We start from the raw sequence: 26,066 nt of genomic DNA on the forward strand, positions 1-26,066 counted from the left end.
GCCATCGACGAGCGGAAGGGCGAATGGCGACCACGCAACTGGAACAGCCTGAAGGGGGCGGCCTCGGCGATCTCGTGATGCGAACGCTGAGAGCCATGCCGCGCGCCTGGAACCGGTTCTGGCGCCTGGTCGCGCTCTACATGCCGAAGCGACTCTACGCCCGCTCGCTGATCATCGTCATCGCCCCGATGATCCTTTTGCAATCGGTCGTCGCCTTCGTCTTCATGGAGCGCCACTGGCAGACGGTCACCCAGCGCCTGTCGCAGGCGACCATCGCGGACATAGCGGCCGTCATCGACATGATGGAGACTTATCCGCACGACGCCGATTACGCCAACATCATCCGCATCGCCCAGGACCGCATGCAGCTGAAGGTGGACCTGCTGCCGCCCGATCCGCTGCCGCCGCCCGGTCCGAGACCGTTCTTCTCGATCCTCGACGAGGCCTTGTCGTCCGAGATCACCAAGCAGATCAACCGTCCGTTCTGGATCGACACGGTCGGCAACTCCAACGTCGTCGAGGTTCGCGTCCAGTTGGAAGGCAAGGTGCTGCGCGTCTTCGTGCGTCGCAGCCAGGCCTATGCCTCGAACACCCACATCTTCCTGATCTGGATGGTCGGCACCTCGCTGGTGCTTCTGATGATCGCCATCCCCTTCCTGCGCAATCAGATAAGGCCGATCCTGACGCTTGCCGAGGCCGCCGAAAGCTTCGGCAAGGGCCGGCCGATGCCGCGCGATTTCCGCCCGCGCGGCGCCGAGGAAGTCCGTCGCGCCGGCTTCGCCTTCATCCAGATGCGCGAGCGTATCGAACGCCAGATCGAGCAGCGCACCGCCATGCTGACCGGCGTCAGCCATGACCTCAGGACCATCCTCACCCGCTTCAAGCTGCAACTGGCGCTGGCAGGCGGCAAGGCGGAGACCAAGGCCGCGCTCAACCAGGACATCGACGACATGCAGTCGATGCTGGAGGGCTATCTCTCCTTTGCCCGCGGCGAGGCCGCGGAGGACACCGGCCGCTTCGACCTCGAGACCTACTTCCAGAAGCTCGGCGAGGAAGCGCAACTGCGCAAGTGCAAGCTCACCACGACGCTGACCGGCGATCCGACCGTGCATGTGCGGCCGCACGCCTTCGCCCGTTTGCTCTCGAACGTCATCGGCAACGCTTTCCGTTACGCCAAGACCGTCGAGGTCCACGCCAATCACGGCCGCGGCTCGCTCACCGTCACCATCGACGATAACGGCCCGGGCATCGCCCCCGACAAGCGTGAAGAGGTGTTCAAGCCTTTCCTGCGGCTCGACGAGGCGCGCAACCTCGATGCCAGCGGCACCGGGCTTGGACTGTCGATCGCCCGTGACATCGCCCGCAGCCATGGCGGCGACATCAGCCTCGAGGACAGCCCGCTCGGCGGCTTGCGCGCGGTGATCAAAGTTCCTGCCTAAGCTGCCGTAAAAGCAAGCTTCATCCGCCTGTCATGAAATCATGGTCAATCGCGCGCATGAAGCGCGTGACCCTTGTTGATTCGGCCCTGCCGCCCCGCTTCGATCCCGCCCCTGCCCGGGTGCGCTGGAGCGAGGCGCGAGCGGCTGCCTGGCTGCCGTTCCGGCACCGCGCCGGCGCGCCCAGGAACTATTGCAAAGGATCGCCATGCGTATCGGGATCGCCATGCGTATCCTGATGGTCACCGACGCCTGGCGGCCGCAGGTCAATGGCGTGGTGCACACGCTGGAACGGCTTACCGAAGCGCTGAAGTCCTTCGACGTTGACGTGGATTTCCTGACGCCCAACCTCTTCCGCACCTTGCCGATGCCGACCTATCCCGACATCCGTCTGGCGCTGACGACTCCAGGCCGTGTCGCGCGCCTGATCGAGACCTCGAAGGCCGACCACATCCACATCGTCACCGAAGGCCCGCTGGGGTTCATGGCGCGCCGCTATTGCCGCAAGGCGGGCCGTCCCTTTACCACCAGCTACCATACGCGCTTTCCAGAATATCTCAGCGCCCGGCTGCCCGTGCCGGAAAGCTGGGCCTATCGCTGGCTGCGCGCATTTCACAATTCCGGTCGGGGCACCCTGGTCGCGACCCAGTCGCTGGCGAACGACCTGGCAGCGCGCGGCTTCAACAAGCTGAAGCCCTGGACGCGCGGCGTCGACATCGATCATTTCAGGCCCGACAAACGCAAGGAAACGGAATATCCACGTCCCGTCTTCCTCAGCGTCGGCCGTGTCGCGATCGAGAAGAACCTGACCGCCTTCCTCGACCTCGACCTGCCCGGCAGCAAGATCGTCGTGGGCGAAGGTCCGGAACTGGCAAAGCTCAAGGCGCGCTATCCGAACGCGCATTTCCTTGGTCATCGCCCGAACGATGAGTTGTCTGAAATCTACGCCTCGGCCGATGTCTTCGTCTTCCCGAGCCGGACCGACACGTTCGGCAACGTCATCATCGAGGCGCTGGCCAGCGGCACGCCGGTCGCAGCCTATCCGGTGACCGGGCCGATCGACATCGTCGGCGACGGCGTCGGCGGCGCGGTTTCCAATGATCTGCGCGAGGCCGCGCTCAAGGCACTGGACATCGATCGCGCGGAAGCGCGCGAGCGCGCCATGCGCTACACATGGAAGGCCTGCGCCGAAATGTTCCTGGATGTGGTCGACGAAGCGATGGGCATGCCGCGCAAGCGCGCCGATCAGGATGTCGTGGCTTCCGGCCGGCCGAGGCTGGTCCTAGAATAGGCGCCCGCCATCCGGTACCTTGCGCTCGATAGCGCCGAGCACGACCGCGCCCTCTTCATCGGGAAAGCCGAGCGTCAGCACTTCCGACATGAACGGACCGATCTGGCGCGGCGGGAAATTGACCACCGCGAAGACCTGGCGGCCGATAAGCGCTTCCGGCGTGTAGTATTTGGTGATCTGTGCCGACGACTTCTTGACCCCGATCAACGGGCCGAAATCGATCTTCAGCTTGATCGCCGGCTTGCGCGCTTCCGGAAACGGCTCGGCCTCGACGACCGTGCCGGCACGGATGTCGACACGGTCGAAATCGGCAAAGCTGATCTCGGGCTTGCGCGCGCTGCTCGAACTCATCGGTGGTTGTGCTCAGGCGTTTCCGTGCGTCTCAAAGAGCACGCTGGACAGCGCGTCCTTGGCCGAAGTGCCGGACCAGACGACGAACTGGAAAGCCTGGAAGTAGCATTCGCAGGCTTCGAGCGCCGAAGACAAAAGCACCTCGACCTGCTGGCTCGACGGCTCGACCCCGCCGGCAAGCAGCAGCGACTGCCTGAACATGATGGCGCCTTCCTGCTCCCACAGATCGAAATGCCCGAACAGCATCTGCTCGTTGATCAGCGACAACAGCCGCATCACTTCCAGCGTCCGCGTCTCCGGCACCTTGATGTCGAAGGCGCAGGCCAGATGCAGGGCCTCGAAATCCTCCATCCAGGAAAAGGAGACATGGTAGTCGGTCCAGCTGCCCGCCACCGAAATTGAAATCTCGTCGTCGCCGGCACGCTCGAAGGACCAGTCGTTGTTGTGGGCCACCTGCTCGATGACATCCACCGGGTGGATTTCGCGGGAGAATTCGAGTTCGAGAAGTTCCATGGATGCTTCCTGTGTTCAGGGGAGCGCCACACGCTCCGCGGGGCACACACGACGAACAATCTTGTCTAGAACTCGGACGGCCAGGAACTTCTCAACGCAAAGACCCCAGACCGGACCCCACCGCCCGGCGCATGACCCTGCTTCGAATCATGCAACAAATTCAGTCTATTGATCGGGAGTCGCGTGAACAGCCCAATTTTTCGCACTGCGGCATCCGCATGTGGAAAGGTCGCTGTCACAAAGATTCATGCAATGCCGGTAAGCGATTCACGGCAAAGCGATTTTTCGGATCGCGCTATGTGGAAAAGTTTAACGATTATTTTTTTGCGCGGGGCTTGGCAGCACCCGCAGGTGCGGCCTGTCCGGTCAGTTCGGCGAGCCTGGCCTCGAGCGCCTCGATGCGCGTCGCCAGTTGGACATTGTCTTCCCGCGCCTTGACCGCCATCTCGCGCACGGCCTCGAACTCTTCGCGCTGCACGATATCCATGGAATTCAGCATGCGCTCGGCCTGCGCCCGGAACGCCGTCTCCACTTCGCGCCGCACGCCCTGCGCGGCACCCGCGGCATCGGTCATCAGCTTGGCGAATTCGTCGAGAATGCGGTTCGGTCCGGTCGACATGGCAAATCCTCGCTTGCTCGATTTGACGTAGTGGGGCGCGGCGCGGAATGCAAGAACGTTGAGGTTCGATGCCTCGTCTGCGTTGCTATGGCGCATGGCAGCGCCATGCCTGAACCAAACTATCACATCGCCCCGACCTGTACTTCAGGACGCCAAATCGCCTACTGTAGTGCGCATTGTTTCCGTACTCTTCAGTCAGGATCAACCGATGGCAACGCCCCCGCGCCGACCGACAAACCCGATGGCCGCCGCGGAAGCCGCCTTCAAGCCGGTCAAAAAACCAGCTGCCCCAATTCGCGAGGCCGCGGCGGCGCCAAACGTCAGAGAGCTTGTTTCGATAAGGATCGATCGAGCTGTGCTCGACCATTTCCAGGAAGATGGTCCCGGCTGGCAGGACAGGATCAACGACGCACTAAGGCAAATTGTCGCCGGCAAGCCTCGGGTTTGAAACCGCTTGCCGTGGCGGTCGGAACAACAAGCGCGCTTGCCTTGACCCCGCCAAAACCCTGCCGCATGGTCCGCGCGCAATCGTGACCGTCACCGGGGACCCCGTTTTTGAGCGAATATTTCCTGCTGCCGCTGGCCTCCCTGCCCTTCCCCAACATCGATCCGGTTATCGTCAACATCGGGCCGCTGGCGGTGCATTGGTACGGCGTCGGCTATATCGTCGGCATCCTGTTTGCCTGGTGGTACGCCAAGCGTCTCGTCACCACCCCTCGCCTGTGGCCGGATGGCCATCTGCCGATGAAGCCCGAGGATCTCGACGATTTCATCGTCTGGGCGGCGATCGGCGTGGTGCTCGGCGGGCGCACCGGCTATGTGCTGTTCTACGACCTGTCGCGCTACATCGCGCATCCGCTCGACATCTTCGCCGTCTGGCAGGGCGGCATGTCGTTCCACGGCGGGCTGCTCGGCGTCATCCTCGCCATGACGCTGTTTTCGCTCAAACGTGGCATCCACACCTGGACGCTGTTCGACGTGGTGTCGGCCGGTGTGCCGGTCGGGCTCGGCCTGGTGCGCGTGGCCAACTTTATCAATTCCGAGCTCTGGGGTCGGCCGTCGAACGTCCCCTGGGCGATTGAGTTCCCCAATGGCGGCCCGTTCACCCGTCACCCCAGCCAACTCTACGAAGCCCTGCTCGAAGGCCTCGTGCTGTTCCTGGTGCTGCGCTTCCTCACCCATTCGCGGCTCAAACTGAAGACGCCGCGCTTTGTCGGCGGCGCTTTCATCTGCGGTTACGGCCTGTCACGCATTTTCGTCGAATTCTTCCGCGAGCCCGACAAGCAACTCGGCTATCTGCTCGGCACCAACTGGCTGACCATGGGCATGATCCTGTCGACGCCGATGGTGCTGGCGGGCATCTGGGCCATCGTCACGGCAAAGCCGATGGCGCAGCCGCAGGCGGCATGACCCGGCTGAAAGAGCGCATTGTCGGCCTGATCGGCGCGACGGGGCCTATCCCGGTCAGCGAATATATGGCGCTCTGCCTGTTCGATCCTGACGCGGGCTATTACACGACGCGCGAGCCCTTCGGCGCTGACGGCGACTTCATCACCGCGCCCGAGGTCAGCCAGATGTTCGGCGAGCTCGTCGCCGTCTGGCTCTACCAGGCCTGGCAGACCGCCGGCCGGCCTCCGCCGGCGACCTTTGCCGAGATCGGACCGGGCCGCGGCACCTTGATGAAGGATATGCTGCGCACCTGGTCGCGGCTCGACCCCGCGCTGGTCGCGGGTGCATCCTTTGCCATGATCGAGACCAGCCCGCGCCTGGCGGAAATCCAGCGACAGACGCTTGCCGGGCAGAACGCGGCGCTTGCCTGGCACCAGACCATCGACACGCTGCCGCCGCAGCCGCTCTTCATCGTCGGCAACGAATTGTTCGACGCGGTGCCGATCCGGCAATTCGTCTATGCCGGCTCGGGCTGGCGCGAGCGCGTGGTCGGTCTCGACGGCGCCGGTGAATTGCACTTCTTCGCCGGCGCGGGATCCGTCGACACGACACTGCTGCCGGCGAATGCGGCCGATGCTCCGCAAGGCGCCATTGCCGAAGTTGCACCCGCCCGTTCTGCGCTGATGTCGGCTATCGCCGCGCGTATCGCCGGCCACGGCGGCGCCGGCCTGTTCATCGACTACGGCCATTTGCAGCCGGGCATCGGCGACACCTTCCAGGCGCTGCGCCGGCATCGGCGCGAAGATGTGCTGGCCAATCCGGGTGAAGCCGATCTCACCGCCCATGTCGATTTCGCCCCTCTTGCCGACATAGCGCGCGCTTGCGGTCTCGACGTGCAATTGTCGACCCAGGGCGAGTTCCTGCTCGGCATGGGCCTGCTCGAGCGCGCCGGCACGCTCGGCGCCGATGCCGATGCCGGGACACGTAAAGCTATTTCGGACGCGGTCGAACGCCTGGCCGGTCCCGACGCGATGGGTGAGCTGTTCAAGGTGATGAAGGTCCTGTCGGCGGTGAGAGCCACTTGAGATTGGCGGGCAGTCGCGCCGCCTGGTCCTGCCAGTCGTCCGAACTTCGCCTTGACGAAACCGCCTTGCACGGACGACAAACCCAGCCATGCTGAATCAGACCAGACCCGATCCAGTTCGCTCGCCGCTGCTTGAAAAGGCACAAGGCATACGCCACGGCTATTTCACCCGCATCGGCGGCGTCTCCGACGGCATCTATCGCGGGCTCAACATCGGCACGGGCTCCAGCGACGATCAAACGCTGGTCGCCGAGAACCGGCGGCGCGTTGCCGCCTGGATGGGCGTGCCGGCGGATCATCTGTTGACCGCGCATCAGGTCCACTCGCCGGATGTCGTCGTCGCCCGGGAACCCTTCGCGGGGCCTCGTCCGAAGGCCGACGCCATCGTCACCGATCGTCCAGGCATCGCCATCGGCGCCTCGACCGCCGATTGCGGGCCGGTGCTTTTCGCCGACACCAAGGCGCGCATCATCGGCGCCGCCCATGCCGGCTGGAAGGGCGCCTTCACCGGCGTGCTCGAAAACACCGTCGCCGCGATGGAAGGTCTCGGCGCGGCCCGCGAGCGCATCGTCGCTGTGCTCGGCCCCTCCATCGGCCCCGACAATTACGAAGTCGGACCGGAATTCGTCGCCCGCTTCGCCGAAGCCGATGCCGGCAATCACCGCTATTTCAGACCGTCCAAGACGGCCGGCCACTCGATGTTCGACCTCAACCAATATACGGTCGACCGGTTGCGCAAGGCCGGCGTGAGCGCAGAGGGCCTTGGCCGCTGCACCTACGCGGAAGAAGATCTTTTCTATTCCTACCGGCGCACCACCCACCGCAAGGAAGCGGATTACGGGCGCCAGGTTTCGGCAATCGTTCTGGAGAAAGAATAATGGCGCTGCATTTCGAACGATCGGAATTCGACGCGCGGCGCGACCGGCTGCTGATCGAGATGGCCGACAAGAAGCTCGACGCCGTGCTGTTGTTCGCACAGGAGAGCATGTACTGGCTGACCGGCTATGACACGTTCGGCTTCTGCTTCTTCCAGTGCCTGGTGGTGAAGGCCGACGGCTCGATGGTGCTGCTCACCCGCTCCGCCGATCTGAGGCAGGCGCGCCACACCTCGACCATCGAAAACATCATGCTGTGGACCGACCGCCAGGGCGCCAATCCGGCGATCGACCTGCGCAACCTGCTCAACGACCTCGATCTGCTCGGCGCCCGCATCGGCGTCGAATACGACACCCACGGCCTGACCGCCTATAACGGCCGTCGCGTCGACGAGCAGCTGCAGACCTTCGGCCAGATCGCCGATGCTTCCGGCATCGTCGGCAGGCTGCGCCTGTTCAAGAGCCCCGCCGAGATCGCCAAGGCCGAAAAGGCCGCCAATCTTTCCGACGACGCTCTCGATGCCGCGCTGCCGCTGATCAAGCAGGGCGGTGACGAAGGGCTCATCCTGGCCGCCATGCAGGGCGCCGTCTTTGCCGGCGGCGGCGACTATCCCGCCAACGAATACATCATCGGCTCGGGCGCCGACGCCCTGCTCTGCCGCTACAAGGCCGGCCGCCGCAAGCTGACCAAGAACGACCAGCTGACGCTCGAATGGGCCGGCGTCTTCCACCACTATCATGCCCCGATGATGCGCACGGTTTTGACCGGCAAGGTGTCGAAACGTCACCAGGAGCTGTTCGACGCTTCACGCGCCGCGCTGCTCGCGGTCGAAAAGGTGATGACGCCGGGCAACACTTTCGGCGATGTCTTCGACGCGCATGCCCGCACGCTCGAGGCGCACAATCTGACCAAGCACCGGCTGAACGCCTGCGGCTATTCGGTCGGCGCCCGCTTCACGCCGTCCTGGATGGACATGCCGATGTTCTATCAGGGGAACCCCGAACCGATCGCGCCCAACATGACGCTGTTCGCGCATATGATCATCATGGACTCCGAGACCGAGACCGCGATGACCCTTGGCCGCACCTACCTGACGACGGAATCGGCGCCGAAGCCGCTGTCGCGCCATGATCTCGACTTGATCGTGCAGTGAATCCATAATGGTTGGTTCACGCGGGGGCGTTCGCCAGTAGGGAGTTTTCGGGCAAATGAGACGATCGCGGGTGACGACCGTGTCATTGCTTGCGGCGCTGGCGCTTGGCGCCTGCACCAATGCCAAGGACGTGCTGGAACCTTCGGCCATCACCCCTCCCGCAAGCTCTGCCCAGCCTTTGCCCCCCACGCAAGGCACGCCATCGGCGGCAACGTCTTCGACCACGACCGTGCCCGCCCCTTCGCCCGCGCCTTCGACTGCGGTGGCATCTGCGACACCCAGGACGCCAGCCCAAACCGCGGCCATCGCCAAGACGCGGCTGCAGGTGGCGCCGATCGTCGGCGCATCGGTGGATGTGGCGGCGCCGCTGACGGCGGAGCTCCAGACCCGCGCCAAGCAGCGCGGCCTGACGCTTGTCGGCAGCACGGACCAGACCGCGACGCATGTGCTGAAAGGCTATTTTTCGACGATGTCCGAAGGCAAGGATACGACCGTCATCTATGTCTGGGACATCTACGATCCTTCCGGAAACCGCCTGCATCGCATCAACGGCCAGCAGAAGGCGCCTTCGGTCGGCAGCGGCGAGGGCTGGCCCACGGTGGCGCCGGCGACCATGCAGGCCATTGCCGACCAGACGATCGATCAGTTCGCCGCCTGGCTCGGCAGCGGCGGCGCCGGCTGACCGGCCGGCCGAACTGTTGCCGGCTTGCGATGTTTTTCCGTGTTTGTTGCGCTCGCCGGAAGGATTCCCCACAACGAGGCTTGCAATACCGGCGCGGGCCGCTAAAAGCCCCGCTTAAAAGGCTCATGAGAGTCTCTCCGGCCTCTCCATCCTTCACCAGGAACGGTGCATGAAGCTTTTCGCGGGCAATTCCAACCGGGTGCTGGCCGAGGCGGTCGCTCGCTATCTCAACATACCGCTGGGGAAGGCCAGCGTCAGGCGCTTCGCCGATCAGGAAATCTTCGTCGAGATCCAGGAAAATGTGCGCGGCGAGGATGTCTTCATCCTGCAGTCGACCTCTTATCCGACCAACGATCATCTGATGGAACTGCTGATCATGATGGACGCCTTCATGCGTTCATCGGCGCGGCGCATCACGGCGGTCATCCCCTATTTCGGCTATGCCAGGCAGGACCGCCGCGCGTCGGGCCGCACGCCGATCTCGGCCAAGCTCGTCGCCAACATGATCGCCCGCGCCGGCGCCGACCGGGTGCTGACGCTCGACCTCCATGCCGGCCAGATCCAGGGTTTCTTCGACATCCCGACCGACAATCTGTTCTCGGTGCCGGTGATGGCCCGCGACGTGAAGGCCAAATACAAGCAGCTCGGCAATGTCGTGGTCGTGTCGCCCGACATCGGCGGCGTGGTGCGGGCGCGCGCGCTGGCCAAGCGCTTCGACGCGCAGCTCGCCATCGTCGACAAGCGCCGCGAGCGGCCAGGCGAATCGGAAGTCATGAACATCATCGGCGCGGTCGCCGGCAAGGACTGCCTTTTGATCGACGACATCGTCGATTCCGGCGGCACGCTGTGCAACGCGGCCGACGCGCTGCTCGCCAACGGCGCCACCAGCGTCACCGCCTACATCACCCATGGCGTGCTGTCGGGCGGCGCGGTGGCGCGCATTGCCGGCTCGAAGTTGCAGGAGTTGGTGATCACCGATTCCATCCAGCCGAGCCAGGCCGTGCTCGACGCGCCGAACATCCGCGTCATCTCGATCGCCGACCTGATGGGCGAAGCGATTTCGCGCACCGCGACGGAAGAGTCTGTTTCGAGCCTGTTCGACTAATTGTCACTTCCGGCGGGCGCGTAGCGCAGCAGCGTCACGCCTTGCGTAAAACGCTCAGTGCCGAGCGGCTTCAAGGCCGGTGACAGGCCAGACTGGAAATAAGGCTTGCCGCCACCCAGCACCACCGGATGCACATAAAGCCGGTATTCGTCGATCAGCCCCGCGCGCGCCAGATGTCCTGCAAGCTCGGCGCCGGTGACGGAAATCTCGCCCTCCGTTTCCGCCTTGAGCGACCTCGCCACCGCCTCGACATCGCCCTTCTCCAGACGGGCGTTCGGCCCGACCTCTCGAAGCGTGGTCGAAAACACGATCTTCGGCGTTTCCCGCCAGGCGCGGGCAAAATCCCGCTCGACCTCTTCGGCGGCGATCTCCCGCTCCGGGCTGTCCCAGAAACGCATGGCCTCATACATCCGGCGTCCGCAGAGCGCGATCGCCGTCCGCCGCATCTCGTCGTTGAAATGCTGATGCAATTCCTCCTCGGGAATAGGCAGGTCGATGTCTCCGCCCGGCCCAGCGATGTAGCCATCCAGCGACGTCAGCATGGCATAGACGATCGTTGCCACCAGGCTCCTCCGACTTTTGCTTTCACGCAACAGAGCACAACCGATTGCATTTCGCAATCAGTATTCGGAAATGGAATCCCGGAACGAGATCGACGCTTCAACCTGAGCCACCGGATATGCGTCACGCAGCGATCGGACCGCGCCGCGTACCTTCGACCGTCTCACGCGCGCCGCGCATATAGCCGCGCGGCGAGGCGCCGAGCATGCGCTTGAACATGGTGATGAAGGCCGGCACGCTGTCATAGCCGAGATCGAGCGCCACCCTGGTAATCGGCTCGCCGTCGGCGAGCCTGGGCAGTGCTGCGAACAGGCAGGCCTGCTGGCGCCAGGTCGACAGCGACAGCCCGGTCTGGCGATGGAAGGCGCGGGTGAAGGAACGCCGGCTCATGCCGGCGGCGTCCGCCCATTCGTCGATCGTCGCATGCGGCGAAGGCGCCGCCACAAAGCGCCGGCAAAGCGCCGCGAGCTTCGGATCGGACGGGAAAGGCAGGCCGAGCGGCCGTTCCGGCAGGCTCGGGATCTCGTGCAGCAGAAGTCCCATGACGAGCGCCGCCCGCCCTTCGAGTTCGCCGCCCTGCGGCAGCTTCTCCGATTCGACGATCAGGCTGTGCATCAGCTCGGTGATGCCGACGACGCGCAAGCCCTCTGGCAGACCGGCAATGGCCTCCGGCATGACATAGACCGAGCGCATCGAGACGTCGCCCAGCATCTCGACGGAATGCTCGGTGCCGGCCGGTATCCACATCGCATGGTCGGGCGGCACCATCCAGCGCCCGTGCTTGGTCGTCACCAGCACCACACCCACCAGGGCATGCAAAAGCTGGCTGCGGCTGTGGCGGTGCTGCGGCACGTGATAGCCGTCCGGATATTCCGTCGGCAGCGCCACCGCCGGCCCGACGGCCTCCTCCAGCCATTGCCAGCGGCTTTGATGCAACCGGCCGAGCTCGGCGGCATCGCCTTTGAAGATTTCCCGGCCATGTGGCATCGGATGTGGCCCACTTGCGAAACTATTGGACCAAACCACGAAAGAAGTCGCTTGGCAACAGGCCTATAAGGCCGCCTGCGGTTCGCCGCGAGAAGACCACGGAGCATTTTACCTTGACTGATACGACCGCCACATCCGTCGCCGCGCCGGCGACGGCAAGCAGCACCTCGGCGCAAGCGACGGTGTTTGCCGTTATCCTTTCGGTGAGCTTCTGCCACGGTATCAACGACATCATGCAGTCGCTGCTGCCGGCGATCTATCCGCTCCTCAAGGAGAATTACGGTCTCGATTTCTGGCAGATCGGCCTTCTGACCTTCACCTTCCAGGTCACGGCCTCGCTGCTGCAACCGGTGATCGGCATGGTCACCGACAAGCGGCCGATGCCCTATTCCTTGCCCTGGGGCATGGCTTCGTCTCTGGTCGGGTTGATCGTGCTGGCTTATGCCGGCCACTATGTGCTGCTTCTGGTCGGCGCCTCGCTGATCGGCATCGGCTCGGCGATCTTCCATCCGGAATCCTCGCGGATCGCCCGCTTCGCCTCGGGCGGCCGCTTCGGCCTCGCGCAGTCGCTGTTCCAGGTCGGCGGCAATTTCGGCCAGTCGATGGGACCGCTGCTCGCCGCCTTCATCGTCGTGCCCTTCGGTCAGACCAGCATCTCCTGGTTCGCCGTCGGCTCGCTCATCGGCATCTTCGTGCTGTGGCAGGTCGGCGGCTGGTACAGCCGCATGCGCGCCTCGCAGGCCACCCGCAAGCAGGTTGCCCATGTGTCGCCCTTCCCGCGCAAAAAGGTGATGGGCGCGCTCGCCGTCCTGACGCTGCTGGTGCTGACCAAGAACGCCTATATCGCCTCGCTCTCCAGCTACTACACCTTCTATTCGATCCATAAGTTCGGCGTCTCGGTGCAGACCAGCCAGGTGATGCTCTTCCTGTTTCTCGGCGCATCGGCGCTCGGCATCCTGCTCGGCGGCCCATTCGGCGACCGTTACGGACAGAAGGCGATGATCTGGTTCTCGATCGTCGGCGTGCTGCCCTTCACGCTGGCGCTGCCTTACGCCAATCTGGAATGGACGATGGTGCTGACCGTTCTGATCGGCCTGATCCTGTCGTCGGCCTTCTCCAATATCGTGGTGTTCGCGCAGGAACTGGTGCCGGGCCGCGTCGGCACGATCGCCGGCATCTTCTTCGGCTTCGCCTTCGGCATGGGCGGCATCGCGGCTGCCGTGCTCGGCGTCATCGCCGACATGAAGGGCATCGATTTCGTCTTCCAGGTCTGTTCCTACCTGCCCTTCCTCGGCCTGCTGACGGTATTTTTGCCGAACATGAAGGAAGCCAGGAAGGCTTGAGCGCTCGGCCGTCGGTTTCAAACAGTCAAAGCACCCGCCGTCAGGCGGGTGCTTTTTTCATTTGGCGGCAAGAACACTTAAGCCTTGAAGAAGGCGAGCAGATCGGCGTTGATGACGTCCGCCTGGGTTGTCGCCATGCCGTGCGGAAAGCCCTTGTAGATCCTGAGCTCGCCCTTCTTGAGCAGCTTGATCGACAGCAGCGCCGAGTCGGCGATCGGCACGATCTGGTCGTCGTCGCCATGCATGACCAGCACCGGCACGTCGATTGCCTTGAGGTCCTCGGTGAAGTCGGTTTCCGAGAAGGCCTTGATGCAATCGTAATGCGCCTTGGTGCCGCCCATCATGCCCTGGCGCCACCAATTGTCGATGACGCCCTGCGAGACCACCGCGCCCGGACGGTTGAAGCCATAGAATGGGCCAGCCGGAACGTCGCGGAAGAACTGGGCGCGATTGGCCGCCTGGGCGGCACGAAAACCGTCGAACACCTCGATCGGCAGGCCGCCCGGATTGGCTTCCGTCTTCAGCATGATCGGCGGCACCGCGCCGATCAGCACCGCCTTGGCGACGCGACCGCCCGACCCGTATTGCGCGACGTAGCGCGCCACCTCGCCGCCGCCGGTCGAATGGCCGACATGGATGGCATCCTTCAAGTCGAGATGCTGGACAAGCGCCGCGACATCGGCGGCATAGGTGTCCATCTCATTGCCGGTATCCGTCTGGCTCGAACGGCCATGGCCACGCCGGTCGTGCGCAATGACGCGGTAACCTTGCGCCAGGAAGAACAGCATCTGGGCATCCCAGTCGTCGCTGCTCAGTGGCCAGCCGTGATGGAAGACGATCGGCTGGCCGGTGCCCCAGTCCTTGTAGAAGATCTGCGTTCCGTCCTTGGTGGTGATCGTGCCGCTGCCCGAGCCCGGCTTGGTCTGCGAGGTCATCTCAATCTCCTTCTGTTGATGCCGCGATAAACAATATCGCGATAACTATCTTCGTAACGGAGATCGGAACCCGTGTCCATGAAAATATGTATCGCGATATCATTTTTCGTGGTACACAATAAATGCTCAGTCGGCAAAAGGAATGCGCCGTGCCTCTCCCATTGGACAATCAGCTCTGCTTCACGCTCTACGCCACCTCGATGGCGATCAACCGCACCTACAAGCCCATGCTGGACGAGATGGGGATCACCTATCCGCAATATCTGGTGCTCAACGCGCTGGGAGAGGCGGACGGCATGTCGGTGGGCAGCATCGCGCATCGGCTGGCCCTGGAATCGAGCACCATCACGCCGCTGGTGAAGCGAATGGAGCAGGCAGGCCTGGTCACCCGCCAGCGCAGCCAGACCGACGAGCGCCAGGTGCAGGTCGACCTGACCGCCAGCGGACGAGCCCTGCTCGTCCAATGCAATTGCCTGAACGAAACACTGATCGAGCGCTCAGGCATGAAGCTGGCCGAACTCGATGCCCTGAACCGGCAAATCCAGAAATTGCGCGATGCGCTGGGCGGCAATCAGGCGGTCGACGCCGCCTGATGTGTATCAACACACCTCAGTGCAGGCCGAATTCGCGCAACAACTCCTCGCGATGGCGCACGAAGCGGCTTTCGCTGCGGTCGCGCGGCCGCGGCAGGTCGACATCGATCAGTCTTGCCGCGCCGCCTTTCTCCTTGGGCAGGATCAGCACCCGGTCGGCGAGATAGATCGCCTCTTCCAGGTCGTGAGTGACCATGACCATAGTGACGTTCTCCTCGCTCCAGATCCGCGCCAGTTCCTCCTGCATGGAGATCTTGGTCATGGCGTCGAGCGCCCCGAGCGGCTCGTCGAGCAGCAGGATTTCGGGCTGCACCGTCAGCGCCCGCGCGATGCCGACGCGTTGCGCCATGCCGCCCGAAAGCTGCCTGGGATAGGCATCTGTGAACTCGGCGAGGCCGACCAGGGCAATGTAGAAGCGAGCCCGCTCCTCGGCTTGCCGCTTCGTCACGCCGCGCACTTCGAGGCCGAAGGCGACGTTGCCGAGCACGGTGAGCCAGGGCAGCAGCCTCGGCTCCTGGAAGATCACCGCACGCTCCTCGCCGACGCCCTCGACACCCCTGCCGTCGATGGCAACGCCGCCGCCGTCGGCCCGTTCCAGTCCGGCGAGGATGCGCAGCAGCGTCGTCTTGCCCGAGCCGCTGGCGCCGACGATGACCAGGCACTCGCCGGAGCGGATGTCGAGATTGAGCGAGCGCAGCACCGGGAGCTTACGCCCGCCGAGGCTGAAGGATTTCGATAGGTCGCATATCGTGACCTCGCCGCCGCTTGGCCTTGCCATGGCTTGCGCCTCTCTGCTCAATTGGTTTTGGTTGCGCCTGGGCGGTAGAGGATGTCGGCGGCCTTGAGCTTGCCCTTCGGCAGGCGCCCGTCGCGTTCGAGAATGCTCACCCAGAAGTCGACGTCGCGGTCGGTGACCGCCGCCTTTTCGCGCAGGCCGAAGCCGGTCCAGTAGCGCGCCAGCTCGCCATTTTCGCCGCGCCTGTTGAGGATATCGGCGAACAGCTTGCGCGTCTCGTCAGGATTCTGCCGCGACCAGTCGGACGCGCGCGCAGATTGCTCGACGAAGTTGCGGGCGGCGTCAGGATTGGCGGCGATGAAATCGCGCCTGAGCACCACGAAACCGCCGGCGATCTCGCCGAGCACGTCGGTGTCGTTGAAGACGCCGCGCACGCCGCCATTGGCGACCAGTTGGCCGGCGAAGGTCGCCTGCCAGTAGCCCAGCCCGGCGATGTCGACCTGTTTCGAGCGCAAGGTCTGTTCGAGCTGCGGTCCCGGCACCACCACCAGCTTGGCGGCGTCCGGCGGCAGGCCGACGCCGTGCAGTGCCTCGCGCACCGTATAGTCGAGGTGGGCGCCGAGCGTGTTGACCGAGATCGTCTTGCCGGCAATGTCGGCGATCGATTTGATCGGACTGTCTTCGAGCACATAAAAGACGCTCTTGACGTCCTTATTGATGCCGTTGCTGGGGTAAGCCGCGACGAAGTCGTTGCCGCCAGCGATCGAGTTGATCACCGCCGGCGTGGCGGCCGAGCCCAGATCGACGCTGCCCGAGGCCAGTGCGAACAGGGACTCCGGACCGCCGCCGACATAGCCGATATTCTCGAGTTCGATGCCAAGGCCTTTGAAGTAACCGAGTTCTTCAGCAAGCTCGTGCGGGGAGATGCCGCCCCGGCTGGCGAGATAACGGATCTTGACGGAAGCGGCTTGCGAGCGCGCGATCGATGGCAGGCCGGCGGCGATAATGCCGGCGGCAAGCGGAGCGCGCAGAAGAAGCGAACGGCGTGTGATGCTCATGATCAGGCCTTTCCTTTTTGAACGACGATGATGGGATGTCCGCTCAAGCGGCGGGATTGCTCCAGCGGCAGAGCCGCCGCTGCAGGAGGAGCAGCGCCTGGTTGGCGATCAGGCCGAGCGCGGCAAGGATGACGATCGCCGCGAACATCAGCGGGATCTGGAAATTGTACTGCGCATTCATCACCTGGAAGCCGATGCCCTTGTTGGCGCCGATCATTTCCGAGGCGATCAAGAGCAGCAGCGCGGTGGTGGCCCCTAACCTTAGCCCCACGAAAATCGACGGCACCGCGCCCGGCAGCACGACGCGGCGGAAAATGGTGAGCTGACCGGCGCCGTAGACGCGCGCCATTTCGAGCAGTTTCGGGTCGACTTCCTTCACGCCGCTGATCGTGTTGAGCAGCAGCGGGAACAGCGTCGCCCAGAAGATGACGAACACTTTCGAGGCCTCGCCCAGCCCAAGCAGCAGGATGAAAACCGGGTAGAGCGCCAATGCCGAGGTCTGGCGGAACAGCTGCAGGATCGGGTCGAGCGCGGCTTCCACGGCGCGCGCCTGGCCCATGACCAGACCGAGCGGGATGGCGACGATGACGGCCGCGGCGAAGGCCAGGCCGGCGCGCTGCAGGCTGATGGCGATGTCGCCGAGCAGGGTGCCGCCGGCAAGACCTTTCCACAGCGCCGAGACGATCGCGTCGATCGGCGGCAGCACCGCCGCGTTGACCCAACCGCTGCTCGCCGCCACCTGCCAGAGCGCCAGGAAGCCGAGCAGCACGCCATAGCGCGACAGGATCCGCGCGGACGTCCGGTGCAGCAGACGCAGCGCCTCCGTGGTGAAACTGTTGCCGCCTTCATGCCGGGCGATGCCGGCCGTCCTTTCGATGTGCTGCAAGGTCATTGTCTTGCCTCTCGGTTCGAAAAAATCATTCGGCGGCGAGCACGGTCGAGCGCGCGACAGTCCACGGGTTCAGCGGCCGCCTGAGGCCGAGATTTTCGCGCAGCGTCCGGCCCTCATAGGCGGTGCGGAACAGGCCGCGCCGCTGCAATTCCGGGATGACCAGGTCGACGAAATCGTCGAGCGCGCCGGGCAGCCAGGGCGGCAGGATGTTGAAGCCGTCGGCGGCTTCGTTGGTGAACCATTCCTCCAGCTGATCGGCGACCTGCGTGACGCTGCCGACGATGGTGTAGTGGCCGCGCGCGGTCGCCACCCATTGATAGAGCTGGCGGATGGTGAAGTTGTGCTCGTCGGCGATCTGGCGGATCAGCGCCTGGCGGCTCTTCATGCCTTCGGTCTCTTTGCTCGGCGGCAGCGGCCCGTCGAGCGGATAGCCTCTGATGTCGAGCGTCTGGCCGGCGAGCCCGTTGAGCAGCGCCACGCCATCCTCGGGCAGGATCAGGTCGTTCAACTGCTGGTATTTGGCACGGGCTTCTTCCTCGGTGCGGCCGACGAAAGGCGCTACCCCGGGCATGATCAGCACCTGCGCCGGATCGCGGCCGGCCGCGGCCACGCGAGCCTTGATGTCGCGATAGAATTCCTGCGCCGTCTCGAGCTTCTGGTGCGCGGTGAAGATCACCTCGGCCGAGGCTGCCGCCAGGCCGCGACCATCCTCGGATTGCCCCGCTTGCACCACCACCGGATAGCCCTGCACGGGACGCGGCACGTTGAGCGGACCCTTGACGCTAAAGTGCTCGCCCTTGTGGTTGACGTCGTGCAACTTGTCCTTGTCGTAGAAGCGGCCGGTCTGCTTGTCGCGAATGAAGGCGTCGTCTTCCCAGCTGTCCCACAATGCCTTGACGGTCTCGACATGCTCATGCGCCCTTGCGTAGCGCTCGGCGTGATTGGGCTGGACGTCGCGGTTGAAGTTGCGCGCCGTGTCGTCGCCGGCCGACGTCACCACGTTCCAGCCGGCGCGGCCATTCGACAGAAGGTCGAGCGAGGCGAATTTGCGGGCGAGCGTGTAGGGTTCCTCATAGGTGGTCGAAGCGGTGGCGATGAAGCCGATATGCGTGGTCAGCGGCGCCAGCGCCGCAAACAGCGTCACCGGTTCGAAGCCGGCGATCTTGGCGTTGCCGCCCTCACGCGCGCCGAGGCCGACGGTGAGATTGTCGGCGAGGAAATAAGCATCGAACAGGCCGCGCTCGGCGGTCAGCGCAAGCTGCTTGTGGAACTCGAAATTGGTCGCCCCGTCGGCCGGCGCATCCGGATGCCGCCAGGCCGCGACATGCTGGCCGCCGCCGGGTAGAAAGGCGCCAAGCTTGATCTGTCTGGACGTGCTGGTCATGGCTGATCCCTCGGGTTCGGGAACGACTGGCTGAACTCAGGCTGCGAGGCCGACACTGCCGCTCTGGCCGACCACGCGCAAAACCTCGGCAACGGCCTGCCGGGCACGGGCATGGATCGCCTCCGAAACCAGTGCGCCATTGGCGAAGTCCTTGTCCGAAGCGTAGATCGCGGTCGGCATGGTCAGCGCTTCGAAGAAGCCGAACAGCGGCCGCAGCTGATGCTCGACGATCAGCGAGTGGCGCTCGCCACCGCCGGTCGCCGTCACAATGACCGGCTTGCCGCGCAACGACGACGGATCGAGCAGGTCGAACAGATGCTTGAAAAGGCCGGTATAGCTGCCTTTGAAAGTCGGCGATCCGGCAACCAGCACATCGGCCGAGGTCAACTGTTCGACGATGGCACGCGCCGCCGCGTCGAGATCGGAGATGCGCCGTGCCGACGGGAAGGACGGACCGAGATCCTCAATGTCGTAGATCGCCGAACCAGCTCCGATGCGCCCCGCCACCTCTCCCGCGATCTGGGTGATGAAGGCCTTGGTCTTCGATGGGCGGGTCAGGTTGCCGGATATTCCCACCACCAGCTTCTTGGTCATTCTCGGGCTCTCCTCGCAGGCGTTTCCTCATTAAGACTACCGATTTTATAGAATTAGATGAGCGAGAAGATTTCAAAAGCAGCGGGATCGGGAGATTGAGTTTGCGTCCCGACGCCGTTGCTTGGTTCAGCGCATGCGGGTCATGCCTCGATCTTGACCGGCGGCAGAGGCGGTGCTTCCAGCCCCTGGAACGGGTCGCGCCAAGCCTCGATCGCTTCCAGCCGGCCATACCAGCGGCGGATCGCCGGATAGTCGTCGAGCGGCAATCGAGCAGCGTCGTTGAAGGGCAGGAACGTCGCCATGCGGAAATCGGCATAGGAGATGGAACCGCCGACCAGCCACTCGCGTCCGGAAAGCTCGGGTTCGAGGATGGCCGCGGCGCTATGGAATTGCCTCAACCCCTCCTCGACCAGCGCCTGATCGATCGGACCGATCCCATAGCGCTGCTTGGTTCCGCGCTCGAAATGCACCATGTCGCAAGCGAAGGCGAACCGTTCCTTGGCCCAGCTTATCCAGCGGATCATGTCCGGCTCGTCATCTCCGCTGCGCCAGAAATCGGAGCGAACGTCGCGCGACAGCCGACAGGCGATGGCGTCGGCCTCCCAAAGGCTCCATCCCGGGCCGACCAGGATCGGCAAGGTCAGGTTGGGATTGAGCGTCCGGTAGCGCTCGGCCTGCCCCGGCGCCATCGGCGATGCGAATTCAAATGCGATCTCCGCCTTGAGATAGCGTGCCGTCGCGACCGCGAGGCGAGGATTGGGATTGCGGCTGAACAGGAGTTTCATTGTGTGGTCCCCACGGGCTTTGGTTGCATGCCGCAGGACGACTGGGAACCGCCCGATCCTACATTTGTCACGAACAGGAGGTCCGGTTTATGTTTCGGCACCGGAAAAACACCCTGCAAGCCTTCCAGCCCAACCGCTTGCGCCTCCCGCCGCCTTCCGCTATAGAGCCGCCACCCGCGTAGACACCCTTGGAGGCAACGCGGAGGAAGGCCGGCTAGGCCTCGCATGATCCCCAGACGCATTTGGATCGCCAAACGCATCGGACAGATCGTGCAGGGCCGCGACGGCTTTCGACGTTTACGGTTTGGCCTCGTGCCTGCCGCAAGCGCTCCATAACACGCGAAAGGAAATGCCATGAGCCACGATACTTACGAGCTCAAGGCCGAAGCGCGCGAACAGGTCGGTAAGGGGTCCGCCCGTGCAGTTCGCCGCAACGGTAAAGTGCCTGCAGTCATTTACGGCGACAAGCAGCCTCCCCTGGCGATTGCGCTGAACTACAAGGATCTCTTCTACAAGATCCATGGCGGCGGGTTCCTGACCACGATCGCCACGATCGATGTCGACGGCAAGAAGATCCAGGTCCTGCCGAAGGATTTCCAGCTCGACCCGGTCAAGGATTTCCCTGTCCATGTCGACTTCCTGCGCATCGGCAAGGACACCGAGGTCAATGTCGACGTGCCTGTCCACTTCATCAATGAGGACAAGTCGCCCGGCATCAAGCGCGGCGGCGTGCTCAACATCGTTCGCCACGAAGTCGAGTTCCACTGCCCGGCCAATGCGATCCCGGAATTCATCACCGTCGATCTCACCGGCACCGACATCGGCGATTCGATCCACATCTCGGCGGTCAAGCTGCCGGCCGGCGTCAAGCCGGTCATCTCCGATCGCGACTTCACCATCGCGACCGTTGCCGGCTCGTCGGCGATGAAGCCGGAGACGGAAGCCACCACCGAGGCGGCTGCAGCCGAACCGGCGGCCCCGGCGGCCGAAGAGAAGTAATTTCTCTCAAGCGTCCGGAGGCGGCGATGCCAGAGAAGACAATGCTTGTCTTTGCAGGCCTCGGCAATCCGGGCGCGAAATACGAAAACAACCGGCACAATGTCGGCTTCATGGCGGCGGACGCGATTGCCCGCCGCCATTCCTTTTCGCCCTGGTCGCGAAAATTCCAGGGCCTGGTTTCGGAAGGCACGCTCGGCGGCCAGAAGATCCTCCTGATCAAGCCGCAAACCTTCATGAATCTTTCCGGGCAGGCGGTCGGCGAAGCGCTGCGCTTCTACAAGCTCGAACCGACGGCGCTTACCGTCTTCTATGACGAGATCGACCTTGCCGCGGGTAAGCTCAGGGTCAAGGTCGGCGGCGGCTCCGGCGGCCATAACGGCATCCGCTCGCTCGATCAGCATGTCGGCAACGCCTATCGCCGGGTGCGCATCGGCGTCGGTCATCCCGGCGTCAAGGAAATGGTGCACGGCCACGTGCTCGGCGACTTCGCCAAGGCCGACCGCGAATGGCTCGATGTCCTGCTCGACGCGATCGCCGGGGACGCCGCGCTGCTCGCCAAGGGCGACGACAACTCCTTTATGAACCGCGTCACGCTCACCTTGCGTGAAAAACTCGTGCCGACCGGCGACGACGACCGTCCGCCGCCCAAGGAGAAGAAGGCGCAAAGCCACATCCGCCAGGCGCGTCCGCAGCAGGCGCCGGCCAAGCTGCCCGAAAGCGGCCCGATGGCCGCGATGCTTAAGAAGCTGTTCGGAAAAGATTAAGAGCGGCGCCGGCAACCCACCCGGGCCACAAGTGAGATCGGCATGGCGGACAGCGTTTCGGATCTGGCGGGACGTGCCAGGCAACTCGGCCTTGCCGGGGACTTCGCCGCGGGCCACGCATTGATCGACCAGGCTGTGCGGCTGGCCGGCGGCGACCCGCAAGCCCGCGCAACATGCGCCCTCGAACGCGGTCGTCTCTACAATTCCGCCGGCGAGCGCGAAAAGGCCCGGCCGCTATTTGGCGAAGCCTGGCGACTGGCGCGGCAAGCCGGAGCCCATGCGTTGGCCGTGGACGCCGCGCATATGCTGGCGATCGTTGGAACGCCTGACGAAGCCATCGAATGGACCGCGACCGCCCTCGCCTATATCGGCGAGCATCCGGAAGCCGAAAGCTGGCGCGGACCGCTGCTCAACAATCTTGGTTGGTCCTATTTCGATGCCGGTCAATTCGCGGACGCCTTGCCAATCTTCGAGCAGGCGGTCGAGCTGCGCCGTTCCGCCGGCGACAAACGCGATCTGCGCATCGCGCGTTACGCGGTGATCAGGACGTTGCGCGCGCTGGGACGTCTGGAAGAAGCCCGGCGACTCGCCGAGGAAACAGCCGGAACAGCAGCCGCCGATGGCGCGCAGGCGCCTTATGTGCAAGAGGAACTGGCCGAATGCCGCGCCCTTGTCGGCGACATGGACGGCGCCCGCGACAGCGCAAGGCAGGCGCTGGCGGTGCTGGAGCAAGACCAGGCCTTCGTTGGCGGCAAACCGGAGCGTCTCGCCAGACTTCGCCAGCTTGCGCGATGATCCCGCGATAACCAGATCGGCGGCCATGAGGCAACCCGTCCGATCGGGGCTTGACGTTCGTCACCCCTATCGCCCATAGCCCTCACCAAAATCGAATTCCGACAGGACTGGACGAACATGGGTTTCAAATGTGGCATCGTTGGCTTGCCCAACGTCGGCAAGTCGACGCTGTTCAACGCGCTGACCAGGACGGCCGCCGCGCAGGCCGCCAACTATCCTTTCTGCACCATCGAGCCGAACACCGGCGAGGTCGCGGTGCCGGACTCGCGCCTGCAGAAGATCGCGGCGATCGGCAAGTCGAAGGAGATCATCCCGACCCGCATCTCCTTCGTCGACATCGCCGGCCTGGTGCGTGGCGCCTCCAAGGGTGAAGGCCTCGGCAACCAGTTCCTCGCCAACATCCGCGAGGTCGACGCCATCGTGCACGTGCTGCGCTGCTTCGAGGATGACGACATCACCCATGTCGAGGGCCGTATCGATCCCGTCGCCGACGCCGAGACGGTCGAGACCGAGCTGATGCTTGCCGACCTTGAAAGCCTCGAGCGCCGCATCACCCAGATCCGCAAGCGCGCCGCCGGCAAGGACAAGGAAGCCATGGCCGTCCTGCCGATGATGGAGGCCGCGCTCGAGCTGCTGCAGGCCGGCAAGCCGACCCGCGTCCTGCTCAACGGGATTTCGCCGGAGGATCTCCGTATCCTGCAGGGGCTGAACCTGCTCACCTCGCATCCCGTGCTCTATGTCTGCAACGTCGCCGAGGCGGACGCCGCCACCGGCAACGAGCACACCAGGGCGGTGGAGAAGATGGCAGCCGCGCAGGGCGCCGGCACGGTGGTGATCTCGGCGGCGATCGAGGCGGAAGTCGCTCAACTCTCCGACGAGGAGGAAATGGAATTCCTTGCCTCGATCGGCCTCGACGAGCCGGGCCTCAACAAGGTGATCCGCGCCGGCTACGAGCTCTTGCATCTGATCACCTATTTCACCGTCGGGCCGAAGGAAACGCGCGCCTGGACGATCCACAAGGGCGATAAGGCGCCGCAGGCCGCCGGCGTCATTCACACCGACTTCGAACGCGGCTTCATCCGCGCCCAGACCATCGCCTACAATGACTTCGTCACGCTGGGCGGCGAAGTGGCGGCCAAGGAAGCCGGCAAGGCACGCGACGAAGGCAAGGAATATGTCGTCCAGGACGGCGACATCATGCTGTTCAAGTTCAACACGTAATAGCGACGACAAAGCCTTGATATGAAAAAATTCCTAAAGTAAACTTGTTAGGGTGTTTGCGATCTTAATGAGGCCTCAAAGCCGTCGAAGAGAAGAGCGAAAATGGCCGAAACATCAATCGAATGGACTGACGCGACGTGGAATCCGGTTGCCGGATGCACAATCCTCACGGCAGGGTGCACTAACTGCTACGCGATGCGTATGGCCGCCCGCCTTGAAGCGATGGGTGTTGAGAAATACGCAGGGCTGACGCGGAAAAGTGGCAGCCGTGCAAAGTGGACCGGCAAGATAAGGCTTGATGCGACAGCGCTCGAAATTCCTGCTTCGTGGAAGAAGCCTCGCCGCGTTTTCGTGAATTCGATGTCGGACCTTTTCCATCCAGATGTGCCAAAAGACTTCATTCGCAAGGTTTGGCGCGTCATGGAAATCACCCCGCGCCACACGTATCAGATCCTGACAAAGCGGCCAGATAGGATGGCTGAAATCCTGTCGGCAGATAGTTTCAAAGTACTGCCAAACGTCTGGCTCGGAACGAGCGTAGAAGACGGTCGTGTGCTTTACAGATTGGATGAACTTCGATCTGTCCCGGCGGCCATCAGATTTGTGTCTTATGAGCCGTTAATAGGCTCCGTAGCGGGCGGAAGCCTGGCAGGTATTCATTGGGCGATTGTCGGCGGAGAGAGTGGTCCGAACGCCCGCCCAATGGACCCAATTTGGATCGATGAGATTTTTGATCAATGTACTGATGCTGATGCAGCCTTCTTTTTCAAACAATGGGGCGGGAAGAACAAGAAAGCGACGGGACGGACCTATCGGGAGCGCTTGTGGGATGACCTACCAGAATTGAGAATGTGAGAAGCCATCTTCGTCGCCAACTTCACAGCTGCCGAGCTAGTGTTCGAGACCGCAAAGAACAGCGACGCAAGCGGCGCACCGTTTTTATGATGAAGCCGAACCGGATCAAGGACCGTACCTTTGAAAGCGGTTTCGAGGCGTTCCTTCACATAAGCCTCAATTGCGTTGACATCAGCTCGGCGCACTGCCTGCCCTTGCGTTTCGAAAATGTCCTCAGGTGCAGTTTGATGATTATACCAACGGGAACGCCAATCGGTTGCACCCAGGACCCTATCTAGACTTGCTTGTTTGCTAAGGTCGAGTTTTGCCGGATCATGCGGAGCATTCCTATAGAGACCGGACAGCGGGAAGAAATACCAACAATCTAGTGCCTCGGTCTTGGCAATTGCTTCCACCGTCTGCCAAGACACCTCCATGCCATATGGATCTAGAAAGATAACACCACGTATTCCACGGCCAACAATTTCAGAGCCCCGCCAAGGGGTATTCGTGCACAAACGCTGCACGAGCTTGTTAGCGTCACCATTTCGGACGATGATTTTGCGATCTGGATACTCATCAACCAGAGTTTGAAGTTCCGAAAACCGGGACGTGTCTTGCTCAATTAGGACAATTGAATGCATTGGCGGCTCGATCTCGATCGCGATCCGCGCCGATCCTGGCGTCGTTATTTCCTCTGGCTCTGCAAAATCGGGTCCGAACAGCGGCAAGCCGGGATGTACTTCGGTGCGAGTACCAGAGCCGGCAAACGCGTCAATGTAGATGCAAGCGAACTGCTGATTTTGAAGCGCAATCGAAAACGCCTGCAAATACTCTTTCAGACACCTAAGTTTTCTCGACGTATCAGGTCCACCAAAGACGTGTTTTGCCAATTCGAAACATCCCCATCCAGAACATTATCCAATCTGGAAAATGGATAGATGTCCAGACGCTCTAACATACATGAGAGGAAATAACGTCAAGCCTGTAAATCGCTCTTTCACCTCTATGCAAACTGCCCGGGAAGGTGCGATAGGGTGTTGACGAGCTCGGCACAGCCAGCTTTCCGCCTGCCTTGACCTTGTC

General features: G+C 63.3%; 29 protein-coding genes. 16 read left to right on the top strand and 13 right to left on the bottom strand.

Annotated features, from left to right (window positions below; translation table 11 throughout):
• Positions 1-23 precede the first annotated feature (23 nt).
• Together KVT37_RS18655 and KVT37_RS18660 are read left to right on the top strand one after the other, a co-directional pair.
• Positions 24-1,439 carry an ATP-binding protein gene (locus tag KVT37_RS18655; protein WP_217575705.1) on the top strand — a complete coding sequence of 472 codons (1,416 nt, stop codon included), beginning with the start codon at positions 24-26 and terminating at the stop codon, positions 1,437-1,439.
• Positions 1,440-1,662: 223 nt separating this feature from the next.
• Entirely contained in the window at positions 1,663-2,727 is a 1,065-nt protein-coding gene (locus KVT37_RS18660) for a glycosyltransferase family 1 protein (protein ID WP_217575836.1), read from the top strand.
• Here KVT37_RS18660 and KVT37_RS18665 read toward each other — a convergent pair.
• From KVT37_RS18665 to KVT37_RS18675, 3 genes are all read right to left on the bottom strand, one after another.
• Positions 2,719-3,078, bottom strand: a complete 360-nt coding sequence (locus KVT37_RS18665) for a tRNA-binding protein (protein ID WP_217575708.1) — start codon at positions 3,076-3,078, stop codon at positions 2,719-2,721. The two genes, KVT37_RS18660 and KVT37_RS18665, sit on opposite strands and share 9 nt — an antisense overlap.
• A 12-nt stretch (positions 3,079-3,090) precedes the next feature.
• On the bottom strand, positions 3,091-3,591 hold the full coding sequence (locus KVT37_RS18670) for a YbjN domain-containing protein (RefSeq protein WP_112098904.1): 501 nt from the start codon (positions 3,589-3,591) through the stop codon (positions 3,091-3,093).
• Between the two features lie 316 nt (positions 3,592-3,907).
• Positions 3,908-4,210 carry an accessory factor UbiK family protein gene (locus KVT37_RS18675; protein WP_217575710.1) on the bottom strand — a complete coding sequence of 101 codons (303 nt, stop codon included), beginning with the start codon at positions 4,208-4,210 and terminating at the stop codon, positions 3,908-3,910.
• A 208-nt stretch (positions 4,211-4,418) separates the two neighbouring features.
• Here KVT37_RS18675 and KVT37_RS18680 point away from each other — a divergent pair, with 208 nt between their 5' ends.
• The 7 genes from KVT37_RS18680 (at position 4,419) to KVT37_RS18710 (ending at position 10,499) form a co-directional block, all read left to right on the top strand.
• On the top strand, positions 4,419-4,658 hold the full coding sequence (locus KVT37_RS18680; protein WP_217575712.1) for a BrnA antitoxin family protein: 240 nt from the start codon (positions 4,419-4,421) through the stop codon (positions 4,656-4,658).
• Positions 4,659-4,765: 107 nt separating this feature from the next.
• Entirely contained in the window at positions 4,766-5,620 is an 855-nt protein-coding gene (gene lgt, locus KVT37_RS18685) for a prolipoprotein diacylglyceryl transferase (protein WP_217575714.1), read from the top strand.
• Entirely contained in the window at positions 5,617-6,684 is a 1,068-nt protein-coding gene (locus KVT37_RS18690) for a class I SAM-dependent methyltransferase (protein ID WP_217575716.1), read from the top strand. Before lgt ends, KVT37_RS18690 begins: the two co-directional genes overlap by 4 nt.
• A gap of 88 nt (positions 6,685-6,772) precedes the next feature.
• Positions 6,773-7,561, top strand: coding sequence for a peptidoglycan editing factor PgeF (gene pgeF, locus KVT37_RS18695; protein ID WP_217575718.1), 789 nt, complete (start codon positions 6,773-6,775; stop codon positions 7,559-7,561).
• On the top strand, positions 7,561-8,712 hold the full coding sequence (locus KVT37_RS18700) for a Xaa-Pro peptidase family protein (RefSeq protein WP_217575720.1): 1,152 nt from the start codon (positions 7,561-7,563) through the stop codon (positions 8,710-8,712). The genes pgeF and KVT37_RS18700 overlap by 1 nt, the downstream gene beginning before the upstream one ends.
• 55 nt (positions 8,713-8,767) lie before the next feature.
• Complete coding sequence (locus KVT37_RS18705) at positions 8,768-9,394, top strand: hypothetical protein (protein WP_217575722.1); 627 nt, start codon at positions 8,768-8,770, stop codon at positions 9,392-9,394.
• A gap of 169 nt (positions 9,395-9,563) precedes the next feature.
• Entirely contained in the window at positions 9,564-10,499 is a 936-nt protein-coding gene (locus tag KVT37_RS18710) for a ribose-phosphate pyrophosphokinase (RefSeq protein ID WP_217575724.1), read from the top strand.
• On the opposite strand, the gene KVT37_RS18715 is transcribed toward KVT37_RS18710, so the two are convergent.
• Entirely contained in the window at positions 10,496-11,062 is a 567-nt protein-coding gene (locus KVT37_RS18715; RefSeq protein WP_217575726.1) for a dihydrofolate reductase family protein, read from the bottom strand. The genes KVT37_RS18710 and KVT37_RS18715 overlap by 4 nt on opposite strands.
• A gap of 121 nt (positions 11,063-11,183) precedes the next feature.
• Positions 11,184-12,047 carry a helix-turn-helix domain-containing protein gene (locus KVT37_RS18720; protein WP_217575728.1) on the bottom strand — a complete coding sequence of 288 codons (864 nt, stop codon included), beginning with the start codon at positions 12,045-12,047 and terminating at the stop codon, positions 11,184-11,186.
• A 113-nt stretch (positions 12,048-12,160) separates the two neighbouring features.
• Between KVT37_RS18720 and KVT37_RS18725 the strand changes: the two genes are divergently transcribed.
• On the top strand, positions 12,161-13,390 hold the full coding sequence (locus tag KVT37_RS18725; RefSeq protein ID WP_217575730.1) for an MFS transporter: 1,230 nt from the start codon (positions 12,161-12,163) through the stop codon (positions 13,388-13,390).
• A gap of 77 nt (positions 13,391-13,467) precedes the next feature.
• Here the strand turns inward: KVT37_RS18725 and KVT37_RS18730 are convergent, their stop codons facing one another.
• On the bottom strand, positions 13,468-14,325 hold the full coding sequence (locus KVT37_RS18730; protein WP_217575732.1) for an alpha/beta fold hydrolase: 858 nt from the start codon (positions 14,323-14,325) through the stop codon (positions 13,468-13,470).
• 149 nt (positions 14,326-14,474) lie between these two features.
• Between KVT37_RS18730 and KVT37_RS18735 the strand changes: the two genes are divergently transcribed.
• Positions 14,475-14,918, top strand: coding sequence for a MarR family winged helix-turn-helix transcriptional regulator (locus KVT37_RS18735; RefSeq protein ID WP_217575734.1), 444 nt, complete (start codon positions 14,475-14,477; stop codon positions 14,916-14,918).
• Positions 14,919-14,934: 16 nt separating this feature from the next.
• Here KVT37_RS18735 and KVT37_RS18740 read toward each other — a convergent pair whose 3' ends face one another.
• The 6 genes from KVT37_RS18740 to KVT37_RS18765 form a co-directional block, all read right to left on the bottom strand.
• Complete coding sequence (locus tag KVT37_RS18740) at positions 14,935-15,696, bottom strand: ABC transporter ATP-binding protein (RefSeq protein WP_217575736.1); 762 nt, start codon at positions 15,694-15,696, stop codon at positions 14,935-14,937.
• 17 nt (positions 15,697-15,713) lie between these two features.
• Entirely contained in the window at positions 15,714-16,712 is a 999-nt protein-coding gene (locus KVT37_RS18745; protein WP_217575738.1) for an ABC transporter substrate-binding protein, read from the bottom strand.
• 43 nt (positions 16,713-16,755) lie between these two features.
• Positions 16,756-17,604, bottom strand: coding sequence for an ABC transporter permease (locus KVT37_RS18750; protein WP_217575740.1), 849 nt, complete (start codon positions 17,602-17,604; stop codon positions 16,756-16,758).
• Between the two features lie 25 nt (positions 17,605-17,629).
• Positions 17,630-18,988 (bottom strand): LLM class flavin-dependent oxidoreductase, encoded by a 1,359-nt coding sequence (locus KVT37_RS18755; protein ID WP_217575742.1) that lies wholly within the window; start codon positions 18,986-18,988, stop codon positions 17,630-17,632.
• Positions 18,989-19,024: 36 nt separating this feature from the next.
• Entirely contained in the window at positions 19,025-19,582 is a 558-nt protein-coding gene (gene msuE, locus KVT37_RS18760; protein ID WP_217575744.1) for an FMN reductase, read from the bottom strand.
• Between the two features lie 140 nt (positions 19,583-19,722).
• Positions 19,723-20,367, bottom strand: a complete 645-nt coding sequence (locus tag KVT37_RS18765) for a glutathione S-transferase family protein (RefSeq protein WP_217575746.1) — start codon at positions 20,365-20,367, stop codon at positions 19,723-19,725.
• 354 nt (positions 20,368-20,721) lie between these two features.
• Between KVT37_RS18765 and KVT37_RS18770 the strand changes: the two genes are divergently transcribed.
• The 5 genes from KVT37_RS18770 to KVT37_RS18790 all read left to right on the top strand — a co-directional run bounded on the left by KVT37_RS18770 (position 20,722) and on the right by KVT37_RS18790 (position 25,001).
• The gene (locus KVT37_RS18770) at positions 20,722-21,366 is read left to right on the top strand and encodes a 50S ribosomal protein L25/general stress protein Ctc (protein ID WP_217575748.1); all 645 of its coding nucleotides are present in this window, start codon (positions 20,722-20,724) and stop codon (positions 21,364-21,366) included.
• A gap of 41 nt (positions 21,367-21,407) precedes the next feature.
• The gene (gene pth, locus KVT37_RS18775; protein WP_217575838.1) at positions 21,408-22,130 is read left to right on the top strand and encodes an aminoacyl-tRNA hydrolase; all 723 of its coding nucleotides are present in this window, start codon (positions 21,408-21,410) and stop codon (positions 22,128-22,130) included.
• 42 nt (positions 22,131-22,172) lie between these two features.
• A complete protein-coding gene (locus KVT37_RS18780) occupies positions 22,173-22,925 on the top strand; it encodes a tetratricopeptide repeat protein (protein ID WP_217575750.1) in 753 nt (250 codons plus the stop codon).
• Between the two features lie 117 nt (positions 22,926-23,042).
• Positions 23,043-24,146, top strand: a complete 1,104-nt coding sequence (gene ychF / locus KVT37_RS18785; RefSeq protein WP_217575753.1) for a redox-regulated ATPase YchF — start codon at positions 23,043-23,045, stop codon at positions 24,144-24,146.
• Between the two features lie 102 nt (positions 24,147-24,248).
• Positions 24,249-25,001 (top strand): DUF5131 family protein, encoded by a 753-nt coding sequence (locus KVT37_RS18790; RefSeq protein WP_217575755.1) that lies wholly within the window; start codon positions 24,249-24,251, stop codon positions 24,999-25,001.
• Here KVT37_RS18790 and KVT37_RS18795 read toward each other — a convergent pair.
• Complete coding sequence (locus KVT37_RS18795; protein ID WP_217575757.1) at positions 24,956-25,873, bottom strand: three-Cys-motif partner protein TcmP; 918 nt, start codon at positions 25,871-25,873, stop codon at positions 24,956-24,958. The genes KVT37_RS18790 and KVT37_RS18795 overlap by 46 nt on opposite strands.
• Positions 25,874-26,066: the final 193 nt, after the last annotated feature.

It is taken from the genome of Mesorhizobium sp. GbtcB19 (assembly GCF_019091085.1).
GTDB lineage: Bacteria > Pseudomonadota > Alphaproteobacteria > Rhizobiales > Rhizobiaceae > Mesorhizobium.

Coding starts and splice junctions, on each gene's coding strand:
- KVT37_RS18655 (WP_217575705.1), top strand. CDS start 24: ATGGCGACCACGCAACTGGAACAGCCTGAAGGGGGCGGCCTCGGCGAT.
- KVT37_RS18660 (WP_217575836.1), top strand. CDS start 1,663: ATGCGTATCCTGATGGTCACCGACGCCTGGCGGCCGCAGGTCAATGGC.
- KVT37_RS18665 (WP_217575708.1), bottom strand. CDS start 3,078: ATGAGTTCGAGCAGCGCGCGCAAGCCCGAGATCAGCTTTGCCGATTTC.
- KVT37_RS18670 (WP_112098904.1), bottom strand. CDS start 3,591: ATGGAACTTCTCGAACTCGAATTCTCCCGCGAAATCCACCCGGTGGAT.
- KVT37_RS18675 (WP_217575710.1), bottom strand. CDS start 4,210: ATGTCGACCGGACCGAACCGCATTCTCGACGAATTCGCCAAGCTGATG.
- KVT37_RS18680 (WP_217575712.1), top strand. CDS start 4,419: ATGGCAACGCCCCCGCGCCGACCGACAAACCCGATGGCCGCCGCGGAA.
- KVT37_RS18690 (WP_217575716.1), top strand. CDS start 5,617: ATGACCCGGCTGAAAGAGCGCATTGTCGGCCTGATCGGCGCGACGGGG.
- pgeF (WP_217575718.1), top strand. CDS start 6,773: ATGCTGAATCAGACCAGACCCGATCCAGTTCGCTCGCCGCTGCTTGAA.
- KVT37_RS18700 (WP_217575720.1), top strand. CDS start 7,561: ATGGCGCTGCATTTCGAACGATCGGAATTCGACGCGCGGCGCGACCGG.
- KVT37_RS18705 (WP_217575722.1), top strand. CDS start 8,768: ATGAGACGATCGCGGGTGACGACCGTGTCATTGCTTGCGGCGCTGGCG.
- KVT37_RS18710 (WP_217575724.1), top strand. CDS start 9,564: ATGAAGCTTTTCGCGGGCAATTCCAACCGGGTGCTGGCCGAGGCGGTC.
- KVT37_RS18720 (WP_217575728.1), bottom strand. CDS start 12,047: ATGCCACATGGCCGGGAAATCTTCAAAGGCGATGCCGCCGAGCTCGGC.
- KVT37_RS18730 (WP_217575732.1), bottom strand. CDS start 14,325: ATGACCTCGCAGACCAAGCCGGGCTCGGGCAGCGGCACGATCACCACC.
- KVT37_RS18740 (WP_217575736.1), bottom strand. CDS start 15,696: ATGGCAAGGCCAAGCGGCGGCGAGGTCACGATATGCGACCTATCGAAA.
- KVT37_RS18745 (WP_217575738.1), bottom strand. CDS start 16,712: ATGAGCATCACACGCCGTTCGCTTCTTCTGCGCGCTCCGCTTGCCGCC.
- KVT37_RS18750 (WP_217575740.1), bottom strand. CDS start 17,604: ATGACCTTGCAGCACATCGAAAGGACGGCCGGCATCGCCCGGCATGAA.
- KVT37_RS18755 (WP_217575742.1), bottom strand. CDS start 18,988: ATGACCAGCACGTCCAGACAGATCAAGCTTGGCGCCTTTCTACCCGGC.
- msuE (WP_217575744.1), bottom strand. CDS start 19,582: ATGACCAAGAAGCTGGTGGTGGGAATATCCGGCAACCTGACCCGCCCA.
- KVT37_RS18765 (WP_217575746.1), bottom strand. CDS start 20,367: ATGAAACTCCTGTTCAGCCGCAATCCCAATCCTCGCCTCGCGGTCGCG.
- KVT37_RS18770 (WP_217575748.1), top strand. CDS start 20,722: ATGAGCCACGATACTTACGAGCTCAAGGCCGAAGCGCGCGAACAGGTC.
- pth (WP_217575838.1), top strand. CDS start 21,408: ATGCTTGTCTTTGCAGGCCTCGGCAATCCGGGCGCGAAATACGAAAAC.
- KVT37_RS18780 (WP_217575750.1), top strand. CDS start 22,173: ATGGCGGACAGCGTTTCGGATCTGGCGGGACGTGCCAGGCAACTCGGC.
- ychF (WP_217575753.1), top strand. CDS start 23,043: ATGGGTTTCAAATGTGGCATCGTTGGCTTGCCCAACGTCGGCAAGTCG.
- KVT37_RS18790 (WP_217575755.1), top strand. CDS start 24,249: ATGGCCGAAACATCAATCGAATGGACTGACGCGACGTGGAATCCGGTT.